The 22,421-nt window shown below is 43.1% G+C and carries 22 protein-coding genes; 14 read left to right on the forward strand and 8 right to left on the reverse strand.

The features are described from left to right. The first annotated feature begins 98 nt into the window (after positions 1-98). On the forward strand, positions 99-719 hold the full coding sequence (locus tag CH373_RS03370) for a hypothetical protein (protein WP_100715493.1): 621 nt from the start codon (positions 99-101) through the stop codon (positions 717-719). Between the two features lie 693 nt (positions 720-1,412). On the opposite strand, the gene CH373_RS03375 is transcribed toward CH373_RS03370, so the two are convergent. Continuing rightward, positions 1,413-2,345 (reverse strand): bifunctional riboflavin kinase/FAD synthetase, encoded by a 933-nt coding sequence (locus CH373_RS03375; RefSeq protein WP_100715494.1) that lies wholly within the window; start codon positions 2,343-2,345, stop codon positions 1,413-1,415. Between the two features lie 36 nt (positions 2,346-2,381). Here CH373_RS03375 and CH373_RS03380 point away from each other — a divergent pair, with 36 nt between their 5' ends. Next, positions 2,382-2,999: an LIC10729 family protein gene (locus CH373_RS03380; protein ID WP_100715495.1), complete on the forward strand. Its 618-nt coding sequence runs from the start codon at positions 2,382-2,384 to the stop codon at positions 2,997-2,999. 87 nt (positions 3,000-3,086) lie between these two features. Here CH373_RS03380 and CH373_RS03385 read toward each other — a convergent pair whose 3' ends face one another. Then, on the reverse strand, positions 3,087-3,419 hold the full coding sequence (locus CH373_RS03385; RefSeq protein ID WP_100715496.1) for an STAS domain-containing protein: 333 nt from the start codon (positions 3,417-3,419) through the stop codon (positions 3,087-3,089). A 122-nt stretch (positions 3,420-3,541) separates the two neighbouring features. Here CH373_RS03385 and CH373_RS03390 point away from each other — a divergent pair, with 122 nt between their 5' ends. The 5 genes from CH373_RS03390 to CH373_RS03410 all read left to right on the forward strand — a co-directional run bounded on the left by CH373_RS03390 (position 3,542) and on the right by CH373_RS03410 (position 7,157). Beyond that, positions 3,542-4,234: an LIC_12936 family protein gene (locus CH373_RS03390; RefSeq protein WP_100715497.1), complete on the forward strand. Its 693-nt coding sequence runs from the start codon at positions 3,542-3,544 to the stop codon at positions 4,232-4,234. Between the two features lie 45 nt (positions 4,235-4,279). Further along, positions 4,280-4,954, forward strand: a complete 675-nt coding sequence (locus CH373_RS03395) for a DnaJ domain-containing protein (protein ID WP_100715498.1) — start codon at positions 4,280-4,282, stop codon at positions 4,952-4,954. 4 nt (positions 4,955-4,958) lie between these two features. Next, complete coding sequence (locus CH373_RS03400) at positions 4,959-5,951, forward strand: type I phosphomannose isomerase catalytic subunit (RefSeq protein ID WP_100715499.1); 993 nt, start codon at positions 4,959-4,961, stop codon at positions 5,949-5,951. Positions 5,952-5,970: 19 nt separating this feature from the next. Continuing rightward, complete coding sequence (locus CH373_RS03405) at positions 5,971-6,246, forward strand: HNH endonuclease (protein ID WP_100715501.1); 276 nt, start codon at positions 5,971-5,973, stop codon at positions 6,244-6,246. 110 nt (positions 6,247-6,356) lie between these two features. After that, complete coding sequence (locus tag CH373_RS03410) at positions 6,357-7,157, forward strand: crotonase/enoyl-CoA hydratase family protein (protein ID WP_100715500.1); 801 nt, start codon at positions 6,357-6,359, stop codon at positions 7,155-7,157. 12 nt (positions 7,158-7,169) lie between these two features. Here CH373_RS03410 and CH373_RS03415 read toward each other — a convergent pair whose 3' ends face one another. After that, positions 7,170-9,623 (reverse strand): ATP-binding protein, encoded by a 2,454-nt coding sequence (locus tag CH373_RS03415; RefSeq protein WP_100734061.1) that lies wholly within the window; start codon positions 9,621-9,623, stop codon positions 7,170-7,172. A 153-nt stretch (positions 9,624-9,776) separates the two neighbouring features. On the opposite strand from CH373_RS03415, the gene CH373_RS03420 reads away from it, so the two are divergent. Beyond that, positions 9,777-10,112, forward strand: a complete 336-nt coding sequence (locus tag CH373_RS03420; protein WP_100714740.1) for a DUF1292 domain-containing protein — start codon at positions 9,777-9,779, stop codon at positions 10,110-10,112. Between the two features lie 4 nt (positions 10,113-10,116). Beyond that, the gene (locus tag CH373_RS03425; RefSeq protein WP_100714813.1) at positions 10,117-11,586 is read left to right on the forward strand and encodes a potassium/proton antiporter; all 1,470 of its coding nucleotides are present in this window, start codon (positions 10,117-10,119) and stop codon (positions 11,584-11,586) included. Between the two features lie 7 nt (positions 11,587-11,593). Here CH373_RS03425 and CH373_RS03430 read toward each other — a convergent pair whose 3' ends face one another. From CH373_RS03430 to CH373_RS03450, 5 genes are all read right to left on the reverse strand, one after another. Beyond that, positions 11,594-12,904 (reverse strand): hypothetical protein, encoded by a 1,311-nt coding sequence (locus tag CH373_RS03430; protein WP_100714741.1) that lies wholly within the window; start codon positions 12,902-12,904, stop codon positions 11,594-11,596. Between the two features lie 304 nt (positions 12,905-13,208). Further along, positions 13,209-14,519, reverse strand: a complete 1,311-nt coding sequence (locus CH373_RS03435; protein ID WP_100714742.1) for a hypothetical protein — start codon at positions 14,517-14,519, stop codon at positions 13,209-13,211. Beyond that, the gene (locus CH373_RS03440; RefSeq protein WP_125170030.1) at positions 14,516-15,415 is read right to left on the reverse strand and encodes an LA_0442/LA_0875 N-terminal domain-containing protein; all 900 of its coding nucleotides are present in this window, start codon (positions 15,413-15,415) and stop codon (positions 14,516-14,518) included. The genes CH373_RS03435 and CH373_RS03440 overlap by 4 nt, the downstream gene beginning before the upstream one ends. A gap of 146 nt (positions 15,416-15,561) precedes the next feature. Further along, positions 15,562-16,863, reverse strand: a complete 1,302-nt coding sequence (locus CH373_RS03445; RefSeq protein WP_125170032.1) for a hypothetical protein — start codon at positions 16,861-16,863, stop codon at positions 15,562-15,564. Positions 16,864-16,973: 110 nt separating this feature from the next. Next, positions 16,974-17,708, reverse strand: a complete 735-nt coding sequence (locus CH373_RS03450) for a motility protein A (RefSeq protein WP_100714745.1) — start codon at positions 17,706-17,708, stop codon at positions 16,974-16,976. 308 nt (positions 17,709-18,016) lie between these two features. On the opposite strand from CH373_RS03450, the gene CH373_RS03455 reads away from it, so the two are divergent. The 5 genes from CH373_RS03455 to CH373_RS03475 all read left to right on the forward strand — a co-directional run bounded on the left by CH373_RS03455 (position 18,017) and on the right by CH373_RS03475 (position 22,420). Beyond that, complete coding sequence (locus CH373_RS03455; RefSeq protein ID WP_100714746.1) at positions 18,017-19,561, forward strand: cellulose synthase family protein; 1,545 nt, start codon at positions 18,017-18,019, stop codon at positions 19,559-19,561. Positions 19,562-19,649: 88 nt separating this feature from the next. Then, positions 19,650-19,931, forward strand: a complete 282-nt coding sequence (locus CH373_RS03460) for a hypothetical protein (RefSeq protein ID WP_100714747.1) — start codon at positions 19,650-19,652, stop codon at positions 19,929-19,931. 6 nt (positions 19,932-19,937) lie between these two features. Next, on the forward strand, positions 19,938-21,089 hold the full coding sequence (locus CH373_RS03465; RefSeq protein ID WP_100714748.1) for an oxidoreductase: 1,152 nt from the start codon (positions 19,938-19,940) through the stop codon (positions 21,087-21,089). Further along, positions 21,079-21,996 (forward strand): hypothetical protein, encoded by a 918-nt coding sequence (locus CH373_RS03470; RefSeq protein ID WP_100714749.1) that lies wholly within the window; start codon positions 21,079-21,081, stop codon positions 21,994-21,996. Before CH373_RS03465 ends, CH373_RS03470 begins: the two co-directional genes overlap by 11 nt. Further along, positions 21,965-22,420: a PTS sugar transporter subunit IIA gene (locus CH373_RS03475; RefSeq protein ID WP_100714750.1), complete on the forward strand. Its 456-nt coding sequence runs from the start codon at positions 21,965-21,967 to the stop codon at positions 22,418-22,420. Before CH373_RS03470 ends, CH373_RS03475 begins: the two co-directional genes overlap by 32 nt. The last annotated feature ends 1 nt before the right edge of the window (position 22,421 follow it).

The following is a 22,421-nucleotide window of genomic DNA, read 5'->3' on the forward strand; positions in this document are numbered from 1 at the left end:
GTTTGAAATTTCAAGATTTCTTTAAGTTTGAACCCTAAAAAATAGCTTGCGTTAGGCGATATTGAAAGCCAATTTTATAATTTCTGTAGGTTCGTAACATGGAATCCGACAGAAAAAAGCTGATATCTGAAACCCGAACCGATGGGAAAGATTTTGACCCAGAATACTCCTCCCCCTATTTATTGAACTTAGATATCACTTTACCTATTACAAGAATTTGCGTTCTTTCTGTTAGAGAAATCACGATTTATCCCGTAGGGTATTGCCTTTCTTGTAAGAAAGAGACCCCAATCTACTGGTTAAAGTCAAAAGGTAGACTTAGAGATTGGGCAAATTTTATGGAGGAAGTTCGAGAGATTTCCTGCACTCAAAAAGGCTGCGGCTGCAAATTCAAACCTTCATTTACATTCGAAACTCAAAAGCCATTTCCGTTTCGGAGCAAGACGGACATTCTCTTGCTTTTGGTCGACTGGTTCCAAAAGACTTCAGGAAATAAATTTGATTTCAGCGAGGTGGAAAAGGAAGCCGACGGATTTCGTGTATTTTGGACTCCTTTCCATAGGATATTATCCGGTTGGACTGAATTGATTCCATTCGAACTTTTCATTAATGTACTTCGCTATACTCCACCTGAGGATTTAGAAGGAGTTCTGCTCGGTAGAGATGGAGTTCCTTTTCTTGGCGGCTATCTTTTTGCGAACAAGATTTTGGAAGGATGAATCTTGAGTAAGTTTGGAAACGGAAACCGAATCCCTATCCTGCGCCGGCACCTCCTGTGCCGAGCTCCGGAACGCTTTCGCCATCCTGGCTTCGCTTTCGGGATTTCGGCTTTCCGTTTCCTGTTTATTTCTCGGCGTTGGTTGCATTTAGTGTTCGGTTTCTTTTCTAGTGATAGGGTTGGTTTCCGTTTCTTGTCTATTTCTCGGGGATGGTTGCTTGTAGTGTTCGGTTTCTTGGTGATTTGGAAGCGAGGTCCCTGCCAAGAGCTAAGCGCGGCTACAAAAACATCAAACAGTCTTCTCTACAACTGTACCGGCGCTGTAGCTGATCATAGAACGGTTAAATATTGTTCATTGACAACGATTCTTTAAGAAAGCGAGAGTGGACTTTAGGAAGAAATAAAACCGCCAGGGATACAAAGGGCTTTAGTCCAACACAGAATTGTAATGAATGAGCAAACCTGGATGCGCAGAATGTGTTGGATGAGCGCTTAGCGAAACCGGAGTCGCCCGTCCGGCAAAGCCGGAGGCGGCAAGCTATGAGCAATTCCTCGCAGAGAATTAGACAGGAAACGGGAAACGCATTCACGAAGAGTGAGCCAGGAAGGCTCACGTCCCGGAGCTCGACACATGGATGTGTCGGCGTAGGGCGAGGGAAGCGGTTCACGTTTCCAACTGAGCTCAAGAAAATAATCACAGCTCCGAAAGTATTTTTCTCGAAACTTCCTCGTCTTGCTTTAGTTGGCTAACCAAGGCTTCAACGCCAGGAAATTTGACTTCGGAGCGAATTCTATCAGTAAATAATACACGGACTGTTTTTCCGTAAAGATTATCAGAAAAATCGAATATATGACTTTCGAGACTGATCGCGTTGTTTCCAAAGGTCGGGTTGTTCCCGATGTTGATCATCGAAGGATAATATTTGCCTTCGATTTCGGTTTTTCCCGCATAGACTCCGATCGCAGGCAAAATCAACTCGTTAGAAACTTCTAAGTTTGCAGTAGGGAATCCAATTTTGCGACCTCTCTCTTTTCCGTGGATCACTTTTCCTGTCACAGAGAATTCCCGGCCTAAACACTCCTCCGCTTCTTTTACGTTTCCATCGCGTAATAAAGATCTAATATAGGAACTAGAGAGCTTTATGTTTCCCAAATATACCGGATCCAGTTTTTCCAGTCGATAATGATACTTTGAGGAATACTGTTCGAGTAGTTCGAAATTCCCTCTTCTTCCTTTTCCAAAGCAGTGATTATAACCGATCAAAATCGCTTTTGCTTTGAGTTCTTCTACCAGTATTTTTCTGATAAAATCTTCGGCTTCCATTTGCGCGAGTTCCATCGTGAATGGAGCCACTACCAGGCTATCGATACCGAAAGACTCGATTAACGCTTCTTTGTCGCTTTGACTGGTGAGGGAGCCTAGATCTTTGTCTTTTCCCAATACCAGAGCAGGATTTGGGTAATAGGTTACTACGCAGGAGGGGAGGTCCATCTCGATGGAAATTTCTCGGGTTCTTTCCAGGAGAGCCTGATGACCCAAGTGAATTCCATCGAAATTTCCCAAAGTAACTACATTTGGGGATTCAATGGAGTCCTGAAGATGTTCTAATCGTCGGAGAATTTTCAAAGTCTTTGCTCCGGATCTTGTCGATACTTTAGTAGGATGTCTAAGCTTAGACTCATCTGCCTTCTGCTTTTATTCTCGACCACTAGCTACCAAGGTCTTGGAGCCGACGAAAATCGGAAAACCAAAAATTACGAGAATTTCTCCCTCCCGATGGGAGGAGAGAAGTACATTTCGGAAGATTATCGTACGTACCCGGAACTATCAGTATGGGCTTTACACAACGGAATGAAGTTAGCGCCAGATCGCAAAGATGCTGCTCCGGGAGCCGGAACCGGGATTCTCTTCGACAATCAGTGTAGAATGATTCCGGTAGATGGTTTGGAGGTCCTACTAGTGGCGGATCCGGACAGGAAGGATCTACTCTATATATATCTCGATCTCACGTTGTATCAGATCAGCAGCTCCTCCTCCGCATTGCAGAAAAGAGAACTCAGAATTTTTGTAAACGGAATCGAAAAAGAAAGAGTACGTTTCCCGAATCAAAATTTGTACCAGAAATCCATCTATTCCAGGTCTCCGCCAGTCAGGATCGAAGTGGATCCTGCCGAATTAGTCAACGGAAGGATGATTGTAAAATTGGAACCGGATCCGGGCGATACGGGAAGATTTTGGGGAATCTGGGATATTTTTTATTCGTATAACAAAGAGGATTAATTCCACTATCATACAATAAGAAATACGCAGTTCGTTTCGGCTGCGAATAGCTTCTGGTTTATGTCTTGCGCTTTGCCGCGGGGATAGTTAGGGATACTGACTCAGGTAATCATGTTCCGAAAGAGTTTGAAAGTAGGAAGTTAGACCCGCAACTTTAAATACTTTTTCGATCGCCGGCTTCATATTTGCGATATAAAATTTTCCGTTCAGTTCTTGGACATAGTTTAGCTGTTTGATCAGCATTCCGATTCCGGAAGAGTCGATATAGTTCAGTTTTTCCAGATTGATCACGACATGATTGTTATTTCGATCGATGTTCTGTTCGAAAAAATTTTTCAGGTCGATGGAAGTATAGATATCCAAACTTCCTGATAAGGAGATCACGTTTGTGTCTCCGGATTTTCGCTGACTGATTTCCATATTTGTACCCTTCCTTTTTCGTACAATCCGGCCGGAATTCAACGAATTTTTCAGAAAATTCCGGGGTTTTTGAGAGAAAGGACGACATTAATTAAAGAAACAAGTACGGTGAACTTGAATTCATGAAGAAAATGTACGTCTCTGCCATTCTGATTCTGCTATTCTGCTCCATATTGACCGCTCAAGATTTCGATGCAGATGGCAATATGAAGATCCTACCGTACGAACCAACGCAAGCCAGAGAAATTGAGCTTCTGACTCAGGACATCCGGGATTACCACAGGCGCATCGAAGGTTTACTACCGTTTCTCAATAGACGTAAAAAAATCATTAATAACGAATATTTCCAATTTGTCCCTGCAATGGAAAATTTTAATTTCCCAGTCCGCGACAGATATCTAATAGACAGGAAGTTTTATTTAAAGACCGCCGGAGGAAATAAAGAGCTGAAATTAGAAGGGATTCGATTTATTACTCGCAAATCCCTTGTAACCAAGCTCAGACCTTTTTCGGAAGAAGTAGGAGAGCTAAAAAACGAAAGCGTGGCTGCTTCGGACCCGAACTCCCTAGTCTTGACCGTACAAAGAAAAACGGATGCGGGAGTACAGGAAGAAGTATACAATCTCGCAATCATGAGGTTTCCGAACCAAAGAGTGAAATTGGTTAGAACCTATCGAGACAGCCTCATGGAAGTCGTTAGATCGATTGAAAAGTATGTACAGGGAACCTTGCAAGCGGACAAAAGGGATGTCGACACCATGTTGGATGGTATCGAGTCCGGTGGTACTTTCCAAGAGTACAATTCTCGCAAATAATCGATCTATACTTACGCTCGTTCCTGCTCTAGGTTTTGAGGAAGTATGAACCGGAATTTCGTGGACCATTATAGGATTCTAGGAATTCCTCCGGGAGCCGAACTAGAACTGATCAAGGCTAGGTTTCGAAAGCTAGCAAAAGTATTTCATCCCGATAACCCTGGTACAGGATCTTCAGAAATATTTTTGAAAATCATTCGATCGTATCAGGTTCTAATTCAACCCGAAGAAAGAAAGAGATTCGATCACGAATTTTTTGAATTTCAAAAAGCAAGTCAGGCTTCGCCTTCTAAAAATTACTTCAAGATCCCTGCCTCTAGAATCGTCTTTTCGACACAAGCGGTCGAATTCGCAAAACGTGGTCTGTTAAAGGCAGGCCTCCGGAATAGAGATCGAAGGAAATATTCCGGAATTTTTCACGATATCCGAATCAGAGTGACAGAGCAAGAGCTGGCAGGTAGAATTAGGGCAGAGATTCCTTTGGTGGTTCGTGTACTTTGTCCGAATTGCCGAGGCTCGGATTTGTACTGCGATTCTTGCGGGGGAAAGGGAACATATAAAAGTTTCCGCTATTTGAGATTTGGAGCCGAACCTGGGACTTTGGTTCCGGGAAAGATCTATACGATTGATTTATCTGGGTTTAGACCCGACCCTTTTACTCATTTCAAGAAGCAATCTTTGAAAGTAAAAATTGAACTTTGCACAGTCCCGGAAAAATAGGCATATGCAGAAGATTTTAAAGTTCAGACCGATCTATAAAGAGAAAGTATGGGGAGGTCGCAAGTTAGAATCTGTACTGGGAAGGAACTTACCACCGGGAGAGATAGGGGAATCCTGGGAAGTCTCCGATTACGGAAACGATTTGTCTTTGGTTGAGAATGGTACTTTAGCAGGAAAGACCTTGCGCGAGATTTATCTTTCAGATACCGAGGCAGTTCTAGGAAAGCCCTTTGTCGGACAGTCGTTTCCATTGCTGGTAAAGTTGATCGATGCAAAAGATAAGCTTTCTGTGCAAGTACACCCCGATGACGCATACGCAGAAAAATACGATCCGGAAAGTTCGGGAAAGAAAGAAGCCTGGACAGTACTGCAAGCCGACCAAGGAGCTAGCTTGGTTTGCGGATTTTCCAAGAAAACTAGTCGGGATGAATTTTCAAAATTTGTCTCCGAGAACCGTGCAGAGGAACTCCTGCAAGAAATCCAAGTCAAAGAAATGGATTCTTTTTTATTGAACCCTGGACGAATTCACGCAATCGGTCGGGGAATTCTATTGATGGAAGTACAACAGTCTTCCGATTCTACGTATCGAGTTTATGATTACGGTAGACCAAGGGAGCTGCATCTGCAAAAGGCATTGGATGTCTTGGATTATTCGGGACCGAACCATCACGATTCTCTGATTCCGCAAAAGATCTCTTGGGCGAGCGAAGGTTCCCGTCAACTTCTGACCGCAAATGATAAATTTAGAATGGAAATATTAGAAATTCCTGTTGCACAGGAAGTAATGCTACCTGCGTTTTCAATCGAGCCAGTGTTTCATATTCTACTAGTATTGTCCGGTTCGTGTTCCCTGGATGGTGAATTGGAATTGAAAACGGGGGACACAGTATTGATTACTGCGGCGGGGATGAAAGCAGGGATTCGATGTAAATCACTAAGCCAAAACTTGCAACTTTCTTGGTCAGGGCCTGGATCGGATTGGATTCACTACAGTTAATTCTATGCAAGAGCCACCGATCTTTCCAGAAGAACCCGCGATTTGGGTCAGCGAGCAAGAACTTAAAAAGCAAAAGCAGATCGCTAAAGATTTGAGAAAGACTCCTTGGTGGAAAAAAAAGAAAGCTGACGGAATTTGCTATTACTGCGGCAAGAAATTTCCGCCCGAGGAGCTAACCATGGATCATTTGATCCCGCTTGCAAAGGGTGGTAAGTCTATCAAAGCAAACCTTGTTCCTGCATGCAAAGAATGTAATAATGCAAAAAAGAACAAACTTCCTTTCGAAGAGTTTTAAAAACATAGACAAATAGACTTCCTTTGATGTATTCTTATCCGCGCTAGAAGAACGGCGGGTTTCCGATTAATTTTGTAGGAAAACTAAAGTTTCTATGTGGGGAGAAAAATATGTCTGAGAGTAAAGATCGATTTATCCTAACCGAAAAAAGGGATCATATTTATCTAATCGGGTTCAACAGGCCGGACGCTCGTAACGCGATGAACACCCAAATGTTAATCCAATTGAGCGAAGCGTATACCGAGTTCGAGAACGATGATAATTTAAGATGCGCTGTCGTTTATGCGAATGGGATGCACTTTACTTTGGGTCTGGAACTTGACGATGTGGCGAACACATTACGAAAAAATAAACATCACTTATACAAAAAAGACCATGTTGACCCTTGGGGAACCGGAGGAACAGATAGGATTCGCACTAAGCCGGTTGTTTGCGCGGTTCACGGTTTTTGCTTTACCCTTGGAATAGAATTACTGCTCGCTTCGGATATCAGAATCGCAGCAGAAAAAACCCGTTTCGCACAGGTGGAAGTGCAGAGGGGAATTATGCCTTTTGGCGGAGCGACATTCAGATTCGTGCAATCTGCAGGTTGGGGAAATGCAATGAAATATATTTTGACCGGAGATGATTTTTCAACCGATGAAGCTTTTAGAATGGGATTAGTCCAGGAAGTGGTTCCGAAAAATCAGTTGCTCGATCGTGCGATAGAACTTGCGACAAAAGTTAGCGAGCAAGCTCCACTTGCGATAAAAGCCGCTCTGGCATCTTCTCGAAAATATGTGCAAGAGGGAGAAATCGCAGCCGCGAGGGATCTGCTTCCGGTTACCTTGAAACTAATGGAGACTGAGGATGCCGCCGAAGGTGTGAAATCGTTCTTAGAAAAGAGGAAGGCGAAATATATCGGAAAATGAGCTAGCAATATATTATATATTTCTTAAGAATCTGTCCCAGTCGTAGATTAGGCAAGGTTTTCGGAGATAAAGATCGAAGCCTGCTGATTTGAAATCCTTTTCGGAATTCGGAAAAGATTGAGCTGTCCATGCGACTAATTGAGGAATGCTTCCTCCTTTTTGTCTCAATATTCTGACAACTTCAGTTCCGGTCATTTCGGGCATATTGATATCAAGAAGAGCTATATCGAATTTGGCCTCTTGTAGTTTATGCAAGGCTTCCCTTCCGTCCGAGGCAGTTTCTACGATCATTCCCAATTTTTCTAAAGTGTCCTTTCCGACAGATCTGGAAAAAGATTGGTCTTCTGCCAAAAGAATTCTCATCGGACGTAAAGGTTCCGGAGCGGAATCGGCTTCACCGACCGCCAGAGCCAAATCTTCCTCTTCTTGCGGAAATGGTATTTTGAAGGAAAACCGGGAACCTTCTCCCAATTTGCTTTCAACTTGGATACTCCCTCCCAATAACTCTACTAGTTTCTTCGAGATTGTGAGTCCTAAGCCGCTTCCTCCGTATTTTCTAGAAACTGATGAATCTGCTTGTACGAAAGGTTCAAAAAGAGAGGACATTTTCTCTGGAGCAATTCCTATCCCGGTATCTTCTACAAAAAATTCTAATATTCTGGAATTGGAATCTTCTCCAACGAATTTAACTCCAACGGAAATCTTATCTCCGGAATTGGAAAACTTGACAGCGTTGCTTAGCAAGTTGAGGAGTACCTGTTGGATTCGGTTCTCGTCTCCCGAAAAAATTCCGGGGTGTCGATTTGAATATTGGATCTCCAGTTTGATCCTTTTTTCGTCGGCTCTCGCCCGAATGACTCTCACCGCCTTTTGGATCACGCCGTAGGGATCAAACGGGATCTCTTCCAATTGGAATCGATTGTTTTCGATTTTGGAGAGGTCCAACAATTGGTTCACTAAATGTAATAAATTTTCTCCGGACAGCTTAATGATATCCAGATATTCTTTTTGTTCTTCGTTTAATGGGGTTTCGGATAACAAATTTGCGGTTCCCATAAGTCCGTTCAGAGGAGTTCGAACTTCGTGGCTCATGGTTGCAAGAAACTCATACCTGTATCTTGCTTCTTCCTCTGCGCGTTCTTTGGCTTCACGCAGTTCTTTCGTCCGAGATTCTACATTTCTTTCGAGTAGGATTCTGACTTGATTTAGATTTCTGTTCGTGCTCTTGAGCTCTTTACTTACGTTTTCCGACTGATTGTAAGCTCGGGAGAAGGAAAGAGTAATCGCGAAACTTTGCATAAAAATAAAGATGAAAAATGCAGGAAGAATAATGCTCGCAGTCTGTATTAAATATTGGTTAAATAACAAATCGTTAATTGCAGCGAGCAAGATAACGCAAATGCCGACTAGAAAAATAAGAGCGCCTTCTCTTTTTCTTAAAACAGCAAGAATAGATCCGCCGAGCACATAGATGCAGCCGAGTACCAAAAAAACCTCAAAGGGCAGGAGCAACTTGGTATAAACTTGCATTGGTGAAATAACCGCAATCCCCACAAAGAAAACCAAGAATGTCAGAGCTACAGGTATGGTGAACCGATGGAACTCTTTTCGGTAATTGGCCGCCGCGTAAATATACAAGAGGGATCCGAAAGTATAGGTAGAAATGTATTCTACTCTCAGGGACAGGGCGGAGGAAATCTCCGGGAACAAAGTATCTAAGGATCGATTGTTGATGAACAGGACTCGAATAGCAGCTGCAAAACAAAAGATCGCAAAGTAGAGAGGCGCTTTGGATTTTCTTCGAGTTAGAAATATTCCGAAATGGTATAATGATAAAACAAACACTGAAGAGGCTATGCTGATTTCAAGCGTCACATCTCGGTAGATATTACTGAAAATGATTTCGGAACTTCCGATTTGCAGGCCGTTCCAGATTCCGTAGTCGATTTGTCCGATATCTTCGATCTCCAGAACCAATTCCAAAATCGGCCCGCGCAGGGGAATGGTTTTCACCACCGCACCTAAAAATAGAGAAAAGTCGGTGTTATTCGAGTCGCTTTTTTGCACATTGGCGAGAAGCTTCCCGTCAATATAAATTCTGTACGTTGTATCTTGATACGGAAGGCGGATCGACAAATCTTTTGCATTGTTTGGGAGGTAAATTTTGAGTCTTAGACTTCCTCTCTTTGATGCATTAGAGTTATATAATGGATAGGCAGTCCTATATTTTGAATCCCAATCTCTTGGAATGAAGACAAATTTATAGACGGTCGAATCCGCGAGTGAATCCGAAATCAGAAATTCATTTGGATGAAACTCCCATTCTCCAGAAAGCTGAATTGTACTTTGAGAATAATCCCAGCTTTTCAGATCCAGTTCACCTTGGGTCGCAAGTAACTTGGACCGAAAACCTTGCTTGCAAGATAAAAGACAAATGAGAGATATACAAAAAAGAATTTTTCTCATAAGAGCACTAAATTCAAAGGTGTCTGATAGTGTTCAGCATCCTCATTTTTTGGGCTTTGTCTACACTTTCCGACCCACCGATTTGACGTGAAATTTGGTTCTGTCGCACGGACTTCTAGCCGATCTTACAGGTAGCGACTCTGCAGTATAAAAATGGAAGCGTTAGATCCAGAATCAGCGGAAAGAGGTTTCGAAGAATTCAGCGAAGAATCTCTTTATCTGTTAGACGAAGATGGGAATTCCCACACTTTTCTGATCGGAGAGGCTGTAGAAATTGATGAGAGCCAGTATTTTCTGCTCATCCCGACTTCGGAAGAAGACAGGGAGCTCGTCAATTTGGATGTAGGCTTTTTAAAAGGTGAGGAAAGTTTCGGATATTTTGCTGTCCGTTTGGAAGCGGACGAGTACGGAGAAGATCGGTTAGTCGAAGTGCTAGACCCTCGCGAACTTGAAGATCTCTTGAATGAATTGAACGCAGATGTTGTTTAACCGAATGGATTTCGAATTCGGAGTATTCGCGATCGCGAGTCTCATCATATTGAGCATTGTACTCATTCGGATTTCTACAAAGGTAGGAGTTCCATCTCTGATTCTCTTCTTAACAATCGGAATGTTAGCGGGTTCCGACGGAATTCTCGGAATTGAATTTTCGGACGCGGATTTTACTAGAAAGTTCGGATCGATTGCTCTTGCTTACATACTTTTTTCCGGGGGCTTGGAGACAAACTGGTCCAAGATTCGCCCGATACTTTGGAGAGGACTTGCGCTCGGAAATTTGGGCGTTTTTTTGACCTGCGTAATTCTGGGTCTTTTTTCGGTCTACGTCCTCGGTTTCGATCCAGTGATCGGATTTCTTTTGGGAGCCGTCGTGTCCTCGACCGATGCTGCAGCAGTATTCAATGTATTAAGAACTCGTAATACAGGAATGAAGAAAGGCCTGACCTCCCTTTTGGAATTGGAATCAGGGAGTAACGATCCTCTGGCGGTTTTACTGACAGTTAGCATCCTTGACTTTGTCGGCACAAGCGCTCCGAATATTCCCAAACTAATCACGAATCTTTTGCTCCAGTTCGTCGTTGGAACCGCGTCGGGGCTTGTACTAGGTTACATCATCTACAGAGGAATCAATCGGATTAAGTTGGATTATGAAGGATTGTATCCGGTCTTACTTTCCGCTTCGGTAGTATTTATTTATTCTTTTACAAGTATCATTAGCGGCAATCCGTTTATTGCAGTCTATATTGCTGGGTTAATTATAGGAAACCAATCCTTCGTGCACAAACGAAGTAATCTTCGATTTATGGATGGGATTGCCTGGCTCATGCAGATCTCGATGTTTCTTGCACTGGGGTTGCTCGTTTTTCCGTCTAGGATTCCCCCGGTCATCGGAATCGGAATCGCATTTTCGATTTTTCTAATATTTGTAGCGAGACCACTTGCGACTTTTATTTCGCTATTAGGATCCGGGATGGATTGGAAGGAAAAAACTTTGATTTCCTGGGTCGGGTTGAGGGGCGCAGCGCCGATTATTCTTGCGACCTTTCCTTATGCGAAAGGCCTGCCGGAATCCGAAATGATTTTTCACATCGTATTTTTTATAGTTCTGACCTCCTTGCTTTTGCAAGGAACTACGGTTCCGTGGATGGTTAAGACTTTGGGTTTAGAAGCTCCGTTGGAACAGAGAGCTTCTTATCCTTTCGAATTTGAAAACAAGGAACAAAGCGATACACAATTGTTGGAGTTCATCGTACCATACGGATCCGCTTCCGTTGGTAAATTCGTGTACGAGCTCGGCTTTCCTGAGAACTCTTTGATTACGATGATTTACCGCGGAGATACTCATATCGTACCGACAGGAAAAACGAAATTAGAGGATGGAGATGTGATTCTGGTGCTTACGCAGGTGAACGCTGAAGGCGCGATCCGAGAAATCTTGTCCAGAATGAGGGCGAGCGATAAATGAAATTGTCTTACGGCAGATAATTAATGATGACTTCGGTCGGCCCAGTTAATTTCGCCGAGGCAATATCGAAGGTTAGCATCATCAATTTTTGCGCACCCAAAAGGCCTTTTTCTAAATAGAGGAACTGGGCCTTGGTGGGAAGAGTCCCAAGCTTACTATTAGAAAGTAATTTTCCATTTTCAAATGCATTTATATCGAAGATAGGACCAAAAGTCGCAGGAGGAGAGTCTAGAGAATTTGATAGCGAACTAAGGAATACTAGATGTGTTCCGCAACCGTTGTTACCGCAGAAATCTGCCAGGAAAGTAATAACATCGCTAGATCCATCTCCCGACATCTTAAATTTGCGAGGATCCGCATAACCTAGAGAAATTGGCCTTTCCGCTCCGGCAAAAAGTGAACCCGGAAAGTACGTGCCGCCGAAATAAAAATCCAATGTATAGTTCGGAGCTCCCGAAGTTAGCACAGGTGCAACAAATGTAGTAGCTAACTCCTCAAGACCCATGATTTCGTGTCCGAGGGCTCCGGCAGGAGGTCCACTCGCCGGATTCAAAATAGAACTAGCTGTTGCACCGGACCAAAATCCGCAGGCAATTGTACCTCCCGCCATGTACACTCGATCGCAAGGATTGTTAGCGTCTCGAAAGGGTGTAGGAACTCCTCCCACTGAAAATGTAATTTCATTTACAGTCGTAAATGGATCTGCACCGAAATACAGCGCATACGGCGCTGTGCTTAAGTTTCCAGTAAGGAAGTATCGATTTCCGGATCCATCTGAGAAGTGAAAAACCTTTGTAATGAATTCGCCGGTGTTCGGAAGGACCGGAGAGTAGGAAGTCGTAATAATCACAGGAGTAGTCGCAGGATTCAATGTACCACTCGAAGTAAATTTCATATGGTTCACGTGGTCGGCTGCGCTTCCTTCGTCCATTTCATCATATTGAGTAAAGTAGTAATTGGTTCCGGTGGCTCCATTTAACACCGAAACCGTCCTCGGAGTGGAGATCAGTCTCGCGAACTGCTGACCTTGCACTGGATAACCGGTAAATGCGATACCGTCCTGAGTCTGCACCAAATACAGTGAGGTAAGTCCACCGGTTTCCCTCATAATGGAAAAATAGGTTTCTCCACCGTTATTGAATGGATCCGATAGATTGGATACGCTATCTACTGAATATGCAACTCCGAGTAGATAGAGCATTTCGTTTAATAATCCTGGGAAAGTAGAAACGTCTCTCTGTACTCTTTCGGCTCTGAGGCAAAATAGTGAAGAGGAGAACGCGATACAAATAACTGCAATAAATCTTAGCCTTCTCACTTCCCCCCCCTAGGTATTAAAGAAAAAGTATAACTTACTTCTCCAGAAAAATCCGCTCCTTTTATGCACTTAGGCAGATAAAATACGGATGCTTGTCTCACGCCCCTTGCAACTTTTCCTTAAGAAAAAGGCCTGGTGGAATCCGAAATGATTTATCGCGGAGATGCTCATATCGTACTACCAGGAAAAACGAAATTAGAGGATGGAGATGTAAACCCGGTTTTACTCCAATAAGTTCCGAAGGTGAGAACCGAAACGTTACGTCCCGATTGAAAGGAAAATGGAAAGTTTAAAAACTTATATATTACAAATAATTAATGATTACTTCTACAGGCCCGGTCAACTTCCCACTGGCTATATCATACTTCAGCATCATCAATTTTTGCGCACCCAAAAGGCCCTTTTCTATGTAAAGAAACTGGACATTGGTGGGAAGAACACCAAGTTTACTATTAGATAGCACGATTCCGTTTTCCATCGCACTTACGTCCAAAATTGGACCAAAACTAGTAGGTGGATTCATAATTTGGCTTTCACTCGGTGCGCTTACAAAGACGAGATGTGTTCCGCAACCTGCCGCATCGCAAAAATCGGCAAGAAATACGATCGCATTGTTAGAGCCATCACCGACTAACCTAAATTTGCGAGGATTTGTGTATCCAAGTGAAATCGGCCTAGCAGTCCCGGCAAAAAGGCTACTCGGATAGTACGTTCCTCCAAAGTAAAAATCCAGGGAGTAGTTTGGAGGACCGGAAACTTGTGCTGGAGATACAAAATTTGTACGGACCTCCTCATTTGCCATGAGTCCATTTCCGAGTGCACCACCCGGAGTGCTACCAGCGGCACCTAAGCTACCAGTACCCGCCGCCCCCGACCAGAAACCGCAGGCAATGGTTCCTCCGACCAAGTACACTCTTTCGCAAGGATTGTTTGCGTCACGAAAGGCAAGTCCTCCAAAAGTGATCTTGGACGGTGCAGTAACGAAATCCGAAGAAAAATACAATTCATAAGGGTTCGTACTTAAGTTTCCCGTTAAGTAGTAACGATTCGAGGATCCATCAACGTAATGAAAAACTTTAGTAATAATTTCGCCCGTACCTAAAGTAGGAGACATGGGCACAGGCAAGATTACAGGAGTAGTCGCCGGGTTTAAAGTTCCGCTCGAGGTAAACGAGTAGTGATTCGCGTGATCCGCTGAATTGCCTGAATCGTCCATTTCATCGTATTGAGTAAAATAATAAACGTATCCACCTGCACCTACCGCCCCTGTCATCACGGAAACAGTTCTAGGTGTTCCGAGCAGTCGCGCAAATTGTTGTCCGCTGACCGGGTATCCGGTAAACGTAACGCCGTCCTGGGTCTGCACTAAATAGAGAGTTGATGTAGTTCCTGACTGTCGCATGATGGAAAAGTAGGTTTCTCCACCATTGTTAAACGGATCAGAAAGATTACTCACGCTATCTACTGAGTATGCGATTCCCATAAGATAGAGCATATCGTTGATTAGCCCGGGTGCCGTAGAAACGTCTCGAGAGACACGATCTGCTCTTAAGCAAGAAATGGAGAAATAGAAAAAGATACAAAGTATAGCACCATAATTTCCGAGCTTTCTCATCGATGCTCACCAGTAATTAAGGGGAAAGTATAACCGATCTCTCCGAAATATTCCGCTCCATTTATAGACTTAGGTAAATAAAATGTTGAGGCGGATCGCATACCGGCTTGAAAGTTCCACCCTACGTGTTCCGCTGCTTCTAGCTCGATTCCTTTTATGTATGCGTGACCTAACTGTCCGATATACCACAATGTTAATAGACCGGCTACAATATTGAAGTTTTGGACCTTCGAATGATACTCCTGGAAATTCTTTTTATCGTCATCCAAAAGTGAATACGTGAACGGATCTAGGTCAGATATAGATAATCGCACGATATCCATTCCGGAATTGTTTTGGTACTTTTTCTTTGCCTGGTCTTGGTCGTAGTAAGCATACACAGCGACTGCAGCCAAGGACCAAAAAACGATTGCATCTATCTTTGCTTCTTTTTTATAACCGCCGTGGTACTGTCCCCAGCCGGGAAATACCGCAGATCTCCAAGTCAGGTCCCAGCGAGGCTTTAAAGGTTTTTTCGGTTCTTCAATTTTTGGAGGAGGAACTTCTTCTTTTTTTTGCTCCAGCTCTTGTTTTTCCTTTAACTTTCGTTCTTCTTCTTCGTGGATTTTCTTCGCCTCTATTTCGGAGATGTCTTTAAATACTACCTTTAAGATTTGGGTCTTTCTGTATTCCACAACTTGGTTCGATTCATCTTGTACGGTAATTGTTTTCTCAGACTGTTTGATCACTTTTCCTTTAAACGATTTACCATTTCTTAATATGATTGTTTCGCCGAACAACGACGTAGAGGTAATTAATAGAATAATATATAGAAGAGCAGTTTGATTGGCTTTAATTCGCAAAAGTAATTTATTTCCTGAATACATTAGATAGCTCGATCCGCCGAATACAGACAATGCGATCGATCCAGAAATTATTTCAATAGGAAAACGACCCGTTGAAATATTTTTATTTCAAATAGCTCCTATCTTAAGTAGAAGACTTTTCGATGTCGAACTTATGGGGAGATCCGATTTTCAAAGGCTTCGATTATGGATCGAATTTATGGCAAATATGTGATCGGAACTGGTTGAGCCGGAGTTACTGTCAATCCGTCGTAGGTTATCTTCATTAACTGACGAGACCCCAAAAATTCTTTTTGCATGTACAAAAAATGAACCTTATTACCACCAGTGGTGGTAAACAGAGCCATCCCCCTTTCGCTATCGCCATCCCCGAAAGGAGCAGAAGCCATCGGTTGTCCTGAAGTACTTGTTTCTCCTGTAGCATTGATAAAGACTACGTGAGTTCCGCAACCAGACGAGTCACAAAAATCAGCAAGAAACACAATCGCTGCAAAGCCGGCGCCACCCGTTCCCACCATCTTGAATCTTCTAGGATTCGAGAACCCGAGAGAGAAAGGTCTAGTCCCCGCAAAAATATTGCCTGGCGGGAATGTGGTGCCGAAACGAAAGTCCAAAGTAAAATTCGGAGCACCCGAAGTTTGGATCGGCCAAACAAAGTTTCCAGGAACACTTTCATTCAACATTAATTCGTTTATAAAAGTTCCAGCAGGAGCTGAGCCAGGTGTTAGAGGTGAAATCTGAGAAGCTCCTGAAAATACACCGCAAGCAACTGTTCCTCCGCCAAAATACACCGTATTACAGGCGTTAGCATCTCGAAATGTTTGGCTGCCTAAGAGTACTGGAGAATTACTTACAAAGTCCGGACTGAAGAACAATCGATACGGTTGCATTGTAGAAGTAGCCGTCAAAAAGTATCTGCTACTCCCGCCCGCCAAAAAAGGAAATATCCGATATACAAATTCTCCAGAAGGCAAAGTAGGATTGGTCGGAGAAGGAGAAAGTGAAGGAGTAGTGCTCGAACTTAAAGAAGTGACACCGACAGGAGTAATGTAGTTGGATAATCTTCCGTTTGCGATATTCGATCCTGAACTATTTAGCTGATCGAACTGAGAAAAATAAAAAGTAATGAAACTAGGGTCGAAGATTGCACCGGCCATATAACCAACTGTTCCCGTGCCTCCGACACTCCTGGCGTACTTCATACCATTCACTGGATAGCCAGTAAATGTGACACCATCCTTAGTTTGAACAATATAGACGCTCGTTTCCGAACCAAGTCCTCGCATTATAGAAAAATAACTTTCTCCATTGATAAGGAAAGGGGGAGAAAGACTGGATACGCTTTCGATAGAATTTGCGATTGTGAGAAGGTATAGAATGTCGTTTATCAATCCGGAGGAAGTAGAAACGTCTCTAGAATTTCTTTCGGCTTTGAGACAAGCGGTGTGGAAGAAAAAGAGGATCGCGCAAAATGATAAAAATAAAACGGCTCTCTTCATTTTACATCTCATACTTTAAAGGACTAACTTTACGATCTCAAGATCCTTCTAGGTACTTGCAAGTGAAAAAGAAGCGCGATCTAAAGGACTGCTTAGCTATAAATAACTTTTTAATCCAAGAAAGGAGACATTCTTTCCTGTAAGATTCTTCGATTGTCTCCGGTTTGTAGAGCGATGATGCCGCGAATGATCGCTTGTCTTCTGTTATTCTGATATCTTGCCCAAGTCTTGATTCTGTTTGCCAAGGGAAAGAAAAGCAAATTCGCAAAAGCGATTCCATAGAAAGTTGCAATAAATGCAGTAGCGATTCCTTCTCCTAAAGCTCTAGTCCCGGCGCCTAGATTTTCCAAAACGCTAACGAGTCCCATAACCGTACCAATGATTCCTATCGTAGGAGAAAAACCGCCTGCAGTTTCTAGTATTTTAGAAGAACGTAATTCTTTTTCCTCTAGGCCTGCTGCGGCTTCGAATAGAATTTCTTCGACAGCTCGAGGATCCGTGCCGTCTACAATCAATTGCACTCCTCTTCTTAAAAATGCATCCGGAACACTTGCCAATCTATCTTCGAGAGAAAGCAGTCCGTCTTTTCTGGCTCTTTCGGAGAAATCCAAAAATAACTCGGTTAACTGAATTGATTTGCGCGGAAAAATCGAGTCTTGCATGTGCAAAATTAAGTTTGCAAATTCATCCATGGAATAACTCGCAAAAGTTGCGCCTGCGGTTCCTCCAATGATAAGAACTAGAGCGGAAAGCTTGATAAAAGAGAATAGGTGAGCGTCTTCCAATAAGATCGCAAGTAGGACAGAGGCGAATGCAGCAACAAGTCCTAAGATTGTGGATCGCATTGGAGCAAGCTTAGAAATGTCGGAACGAGTAGCAAGAAGAATCTAACAGGAAGAAAAGCCGGAGGACGGTGTGCCCGTCCCCTCGGGGAAGTGAAAATTCGCAGTGGAGGATTCCCAACCAGGGAGGTCGAGGTCCATCCGCGTACAAATATCGGTCTCAGATCCTTCTACCTTAGAGGAACTTAGGATTTTTCTTTAGAAATTCAGAAAATTCGAAGAGTGCCAGGAGGGAAAAATCAATGTGCCGTTTCCATGTTGCGGTGCAAAACCCATTGACTTTTTACCCCCTTCCGTAAGCTTTGACCCAAATGCTTACAGCGGTTACAGTCTTATTTTTGCTAATTTACGGCCTTAATATCTTGGGCTTATTCTTTTTTGGGATACATACATATATCATGGTGTATCTGTTTCGAAAATACCATAAACGCTGCGATACAGATCCTGCCAAAGACCTATCCTTAACAGACAAAAACCTGCCCAAAGTAACCGTGCAACTGCCAATCTTTAACGAGTTCTACGTTGTAGACAGATTGATAGACGCGACTGTAGCAATCAAATATCCAAAAGACAAGTTGGAGATCCAGGTTCTGGATGATTCTACCGACGAAACCGTAGAAAAAGCAGCCTCACTCGTTGCGAAATACAAAGCGAAAGGATTTCAGATCTCTCATTTGCATCGCACGAACAGAATAGGACACAAAGCGGGCGCACTTGACGAGGGCATGAAGGTATGCAAAGGTGATTTTATTGCGATCTTCGATGCGGACTTTATTCCTGATCCTGATTTCTTATTAAAAACGATGGCATATTTTGACGATCCGCAAATCGGATTGGTCCAAGCACGCTGGGGTCATATTAACGCAGATTATAATATTCTTACAAAGGCCCAGAGCTTTGGAATTGATGGGCACTTCATGATCGAGCAGGTAGCTCGGAATGGAGCAAATCTTTGGATGAACTTCAACGGAACCGCAGGAGTTTGGAGAAAAGAAACCATTGTTGATTCAGGTGGATGGGAACACGATACTCTAACCGAGGATTTCGATCTATCCTATCGAGCAGAATTAAGGGGTTGGAAATTCCGTTATTTCAAGGATGTGGTATGCCCTGCAGAAATCCCTGCAATGATGTCTGCATACAAATCACAGCAATTCCGCTGGTGCAAAGGATCCATCCAAACTGCGGTCAAACTTTTGCCTAGAATTTGGGATGCAAGTCTCCCTTGGAGAATTAAGGCAGAGGCGATTACTCACTTATTGAATTACTCTGTTGCACCTTTGATGGTGATGAATATTCTGTTCAGCGCTCCTCTCTTATTAATGAAATACTGGGCCGGAATCGATTTCTATGGCTTGCCATTGGAAGTTTTGACCGGAACTGCGGCAGTGCTTTCGATTGGATCTGTAGGACCGCTATTCTTCTACGCATATTCTCAGCGCACTCTATACAAAGATTGGAAAAGCCGTCTTCGTTACCTTCCGATCATGGTCATGATCGGTACCGGGGTTTCCGTAGTAAATACCCGTGCTTGGTTAGAAGCGATTATGGGAATCCAGTCCTCCTTTAAGAGAACACCGAAACTTCGAATCGAAAAGAATTCGGACTCTTTGAAAGAAAGAATGAAATATACAGTGCCTCTAGACTTCCATGTAGTCCTAGAATTCTTGCTCGGGCTCTATTGCCTGTTTTCCGTATTCTTATCCTTCTTTGTAGGAAAACCTTATATTGTAGGGTTCTTGATGGTTTACGGAATCGGATTCTTCTTTGTATCCTTCCAATCCTTCCGTGAAGCGGTTTGGAAGCTAAAAGCTGCCGAAACCGCGTCTACCGAGGAAGTTCCCCAGGAAGCCTAATCGGCAGTCCAATACTAGTAGGAGAAACGGGTTGACGGCTCGCTTCTCCGGCAAAATCTGTCAAATACCCCAGGAAACAGGATAACCGATGAGTGAAAAAGTCTATTGCGCCAACTGCCTCCACTGCGTAACCGTTAGGCAGTACGAATCTGAGGCAGACAAATACATCCTCCGGGTCAAGTGCACCAAAAAGAAATGGTCTAAGCGCTCCGGTGAAGAGAAACTCTATAAATACTTCACCGTTGCACGCCGTATGCAAACGGATTGCGAGTTTTATGAGCCAATGGGAGAGGTCCTTCCTTATATCAAAAATCTTAAGAAAGAACTTCCCATCAAAGACGAAATCTACATGGTTAAGTCCCCTAATTAAAGGGCTTTGTTCGGAAAACCCTTTCTTCTCCAACCAGGGATCGTTCCAAATGCGGGAAATCGCAAAACGGTCCTGGATGAACCTTATACACTTTTCCCAGACGGCGGGGCTCTGCTATTAAAAGAGTTTCCCGCGCGTGTTCGGGCGGGTGATCCATTATTCAAGCGAGAATCTGGAGTAGTACTTTCCCCGGTCAACGGAGTCGCTTCCTTGCAGCAGTCGGATTCAGAAACCAGAATTCGGATTGTGCAAGACGGAGTGTTTTATCAGTCAAAGGAGCTCCAACCTAGGTCCTGGAAACTGGGAGAAGCTTTAGATGCAATGGACGCTTACGGTCTCGTCTCCTTAGATATAAAAGATCGACCGCTTTCCTCTCTATTTCGAAAATTACAAAAACCTAAATTTATAGTACTGGCGCCATTTACCAGAACTCAAGATATCGATTATCTGAAAATCCTTAAAGAAAACCGTGCTTCTCATTTAGCGTTCTTGGATGCACTTAAGGTTTGGTTTCCAGAGAGCGAAGTTCGCGATTATATTTTGGACCTAAAATCCCCGATTAAGAAATACATGCATCCTTGGGGCATTCCGGAATACTTTCTCTTCAAGACCGAAAAGCTCCCTTTTGCCGAATTTAATGAAGTATTATATTTGGGTCCTGAAACTCTCCATCATTTGTACCGGGCACTCTACGGGGACTTTCCTTTTATCGAACGGGACATTACTCTTTATTTTGTAGAAAAGAACGGTACATTAAAAAAAGCGAATGCTCCGCTGCGCTTAAGAAACGGACAGAATCTAAAATTTCTTTTCGATGAGTACGGATCAAAATATTCAGCATTTACTTTGAATTCCTTTTACGATTACTATCCCGTCCGTTCCGTCAAAGATGGATTTTTCTGGGACGTTCGACTCTATCATTCTTTGATTCTACTCGCGAATCATGATCGCGAAAAAAAAGAATTTCCCTGTGTTGAATGTGGTGAATGTTCTTTGAATTGTCCGACTAGATCCAATCCGATGGCCTTGGTGGGATATTTAGGAGAGTTTAACTCCGACTATTGTATGCAATGCGGTATTTGTACTTTCCTGTGTCCGTCTTCGATATCTCTTAGGGATAAAATTCGGGAAGCTAAAGGTGAAATCGTTGGGAACTAATTCAGTATTAAGTACTGGGTACGGCTTCTTTCGCAAGAAAGACCTACTATTTCCGGACATCGTTTTTATTATACTTTCAGTTCTAGTAATTTTTATTGGGTTTGGTGGCAGCTACTTTTTACTAGTACCTTTCTTTTGTTCGATCGCAGTCGGCTTCGTTGCATATTTTTTACTTTTAGAAAAGAAAACGTACCCGTTGTACTGGGCCCTACATTCACTCACTTTTATTCTGGTGATTCCTAGGGATCCTAGATATACTGTGCATTCCATTATCGCGATTGCACTTGGATTTGTACTTTGGTTCCAATGGGAAAGAAAGTTGAATGTAAGATCTCCGATCGCCTTATTTCAACTTTTAGTATTTCTAATATTCTATACAGTTTTGCCCGGGATTAGTGAATGGAAATCCGGAGTCTCTCCAGGATACAGAATCGACCAATATGCGGACTGGTTTACAAAAGGATATTATTTGGAAGAGTCTCTCCCTGGGTTTCGCTATTCTATACTTGAAGCAGCGAGCGGTTACTCGGTCCTTTTTTTATTGCCGCTGTTATTGAAGCAGCCTTTAGCACTGCTTTTGCCAGTCGGTCTTTCTGTGATTGAGATCGCTTGGTTGCAAATCGGCGGAGTTCCGCCTCGAGATTTTTTTCAGGGCCCGGGCTTGTCTAGCGTAATATTCTTCTCTATGTTGTTGGGACTTCCAGGGCGTAACCTCGGTAAAGTTTTGCCTGTATCTTTTTTAACTCTTTTTCTTTTAGTCCCTTTTATTTTTTGGGTACCACTGGATTTTGTACCTCCATTTGTGTGGATCCCTTCGTATTTTTTCATTGAATCCATTTTAATTCGTATTTTTCTAGGGGATAGGGTAGAGAAGCATGAATCAGCTCCTGACTTTACTCAAGCCTGAAACAGTAGTTTTTGAGATCAAGGGCTCCTCAAAAGAGGAAGTCATCGGACAACTTCTAGATAAGGCTGTGTCGGCAAAACTGATCGAACCGGATGTAAGAGAACCGGTTTACGAATCTTTACTTGCTCGAGAAAAGTCCATGTCAACGGGAATCGGCAGTGGCGTTGCGATTCCGCATTGTTCCGTGAACTTAGTAGATGAACTGAAATGCGTAATGGGCCTTTCAGCAAAAGGGATCGAATTCGACGCGATCGATCATCTTCCAGTGCATATTTTTATTCTATTAATCGTGCCTAAATCCAAATTTCAGGAACACATTAAGACTCTCGCACAAATAGCAAAAACTTTGAACGTAAAAGAAGACAGAGAAAAATTAATCCAGGCCAAGGATTTCGACGAGATTCGTAAAACGTTTTCTAACTGAA

Origin of the sequence: Leptospira perolatii (genome assembly GCF_002811875.1) — a bacterium.
GTDB classification, from domain to species: domain Bacteria; phylum Spirochaetota; class Leptospiria; order Leptospirales; family Leptospiraceae; genus Leptospira_B; species Leptospira_B perolatii.

What these genes read in the sequence shown, in the direction of transcription:
- CH373_RS03370 (WP_100715493.1), top strand. Translation starts at nt 99, where the DNA reads ATGGAATCCGACAGAAAAAAGCTGATATCTGAAACCCGAACCGATGGG.
- CH373_RS03380 (WP_100715495.1), top strand. Translation starts at nt 2,382, where the DNA reads ATGTCTAAGCTTAGACTCATCTGCCTTCTGCTTTTATTCTCGACCACT.
- CH373_RS03385 (WP_100715496.1), bottom strand. Translation starts at nt 3,419, where the DNA reads ATGGAAATCAGTCAGCGAAAATCCGGAGACACAAACGTGATCTCCTTA.
- CH373_RS03390 (WP_100715497.1), top strand. Translation starts at nt 3,542, where the DNA reads ATGAAGAAAATGTACGTCTCTGCCATTCTGATTCTGCTATTCTGCTCC.
- CH373_RS03395 (WP_100715498.1), top strand. Translation starts at nt 4,280, where the DNA reads ATGAACCGGAATTTCGTGGACCATTATAGGATTCTAGGAATTCCTCCG.
- CH373_RS03400 (WP_100715499.1), top strand. Translation starts at nt 4,959, where the DNA reads ATGCAGAAGATTTTAAAGTTCAGACCGATCTATAAAGAGAAAGTATGG.
- CH373_RS03410 (WP_100715500.1), top strand. Translation starts at nt 6,357, where the DNA reads ATGTCTGAGAGTAAAGATCGATTTATCCTAACCGAAAAAAGGGATCAT.
- CH373_RS03415 (WP_100734061.1), bottom strand. Translation starts at nt 9,623, where the DNA reads ATGAGAAAAATTCTTTTTTGTATATCTCTCATTTGTCTTTTATCTTGC.
- CH373_RS03420 (WP_100714740.1), top strand. Translation starts at nt 9,777, where the DNA reads ATGGAAGCGTTAGATCCAGAATCAGCGGAAAGAGGTTTCGAAGAATTC.
- CH373_RS03425 (WP_100714813.1), top strand. Translation starts at nt 10,117, where the DNA reads ATGGATTTCGAATTCGGAGTATTCGCGATCGCGAGTCTCATCATATTG.
- CH373_RS03435 (WP_100714742.1), bottom strand. Translation starts at nt 14,519, where the DNA reads ATGAGAAAGCTCGGAAATTATGGTGCTATACTTTGTATCTTTTTCTAT.
- CH373_RS03445 (WP_125170032.1), bottom strand. Translation starts at nt 16,863, where the DNA reads ATGAAGAGAGCCGTTTTATTTTTATCATTTTGCGCGATCCTCTTTTTC.
- CH373_RS03450 (WP_100714745.1), bottom strand. Translation starts at nt 17,708, where the DNA reads ATGCGATCCACAATCTTAGGACTTGTTGCTGCATTCGCCTCTGTCCTA.
- CH373_RS03455 (WP_100714746.1), top strand. Translation starts at nt 18,017, where the DNA reads ATGCTTACAGCGGTTACAGTCTTATTTTTGCTAATTTACGGCCTTAAT.
- CH373_RS03460 (WP_100714747.1), top strand. Translation starts at nt 19,650, where the DNA reads ATGAGTGAAAAAGTCTATTGCGCCAACTGCCTCCACTGCGTAACCGTT.
- CH373_RS03475 (WP_100714750.1), top strand. Translation starts at nt 21,965, where the DNA reads ATGAATCAGCTCCTGACTTTACTCAAGCCTGAAACAGTAGTTTTTGAG.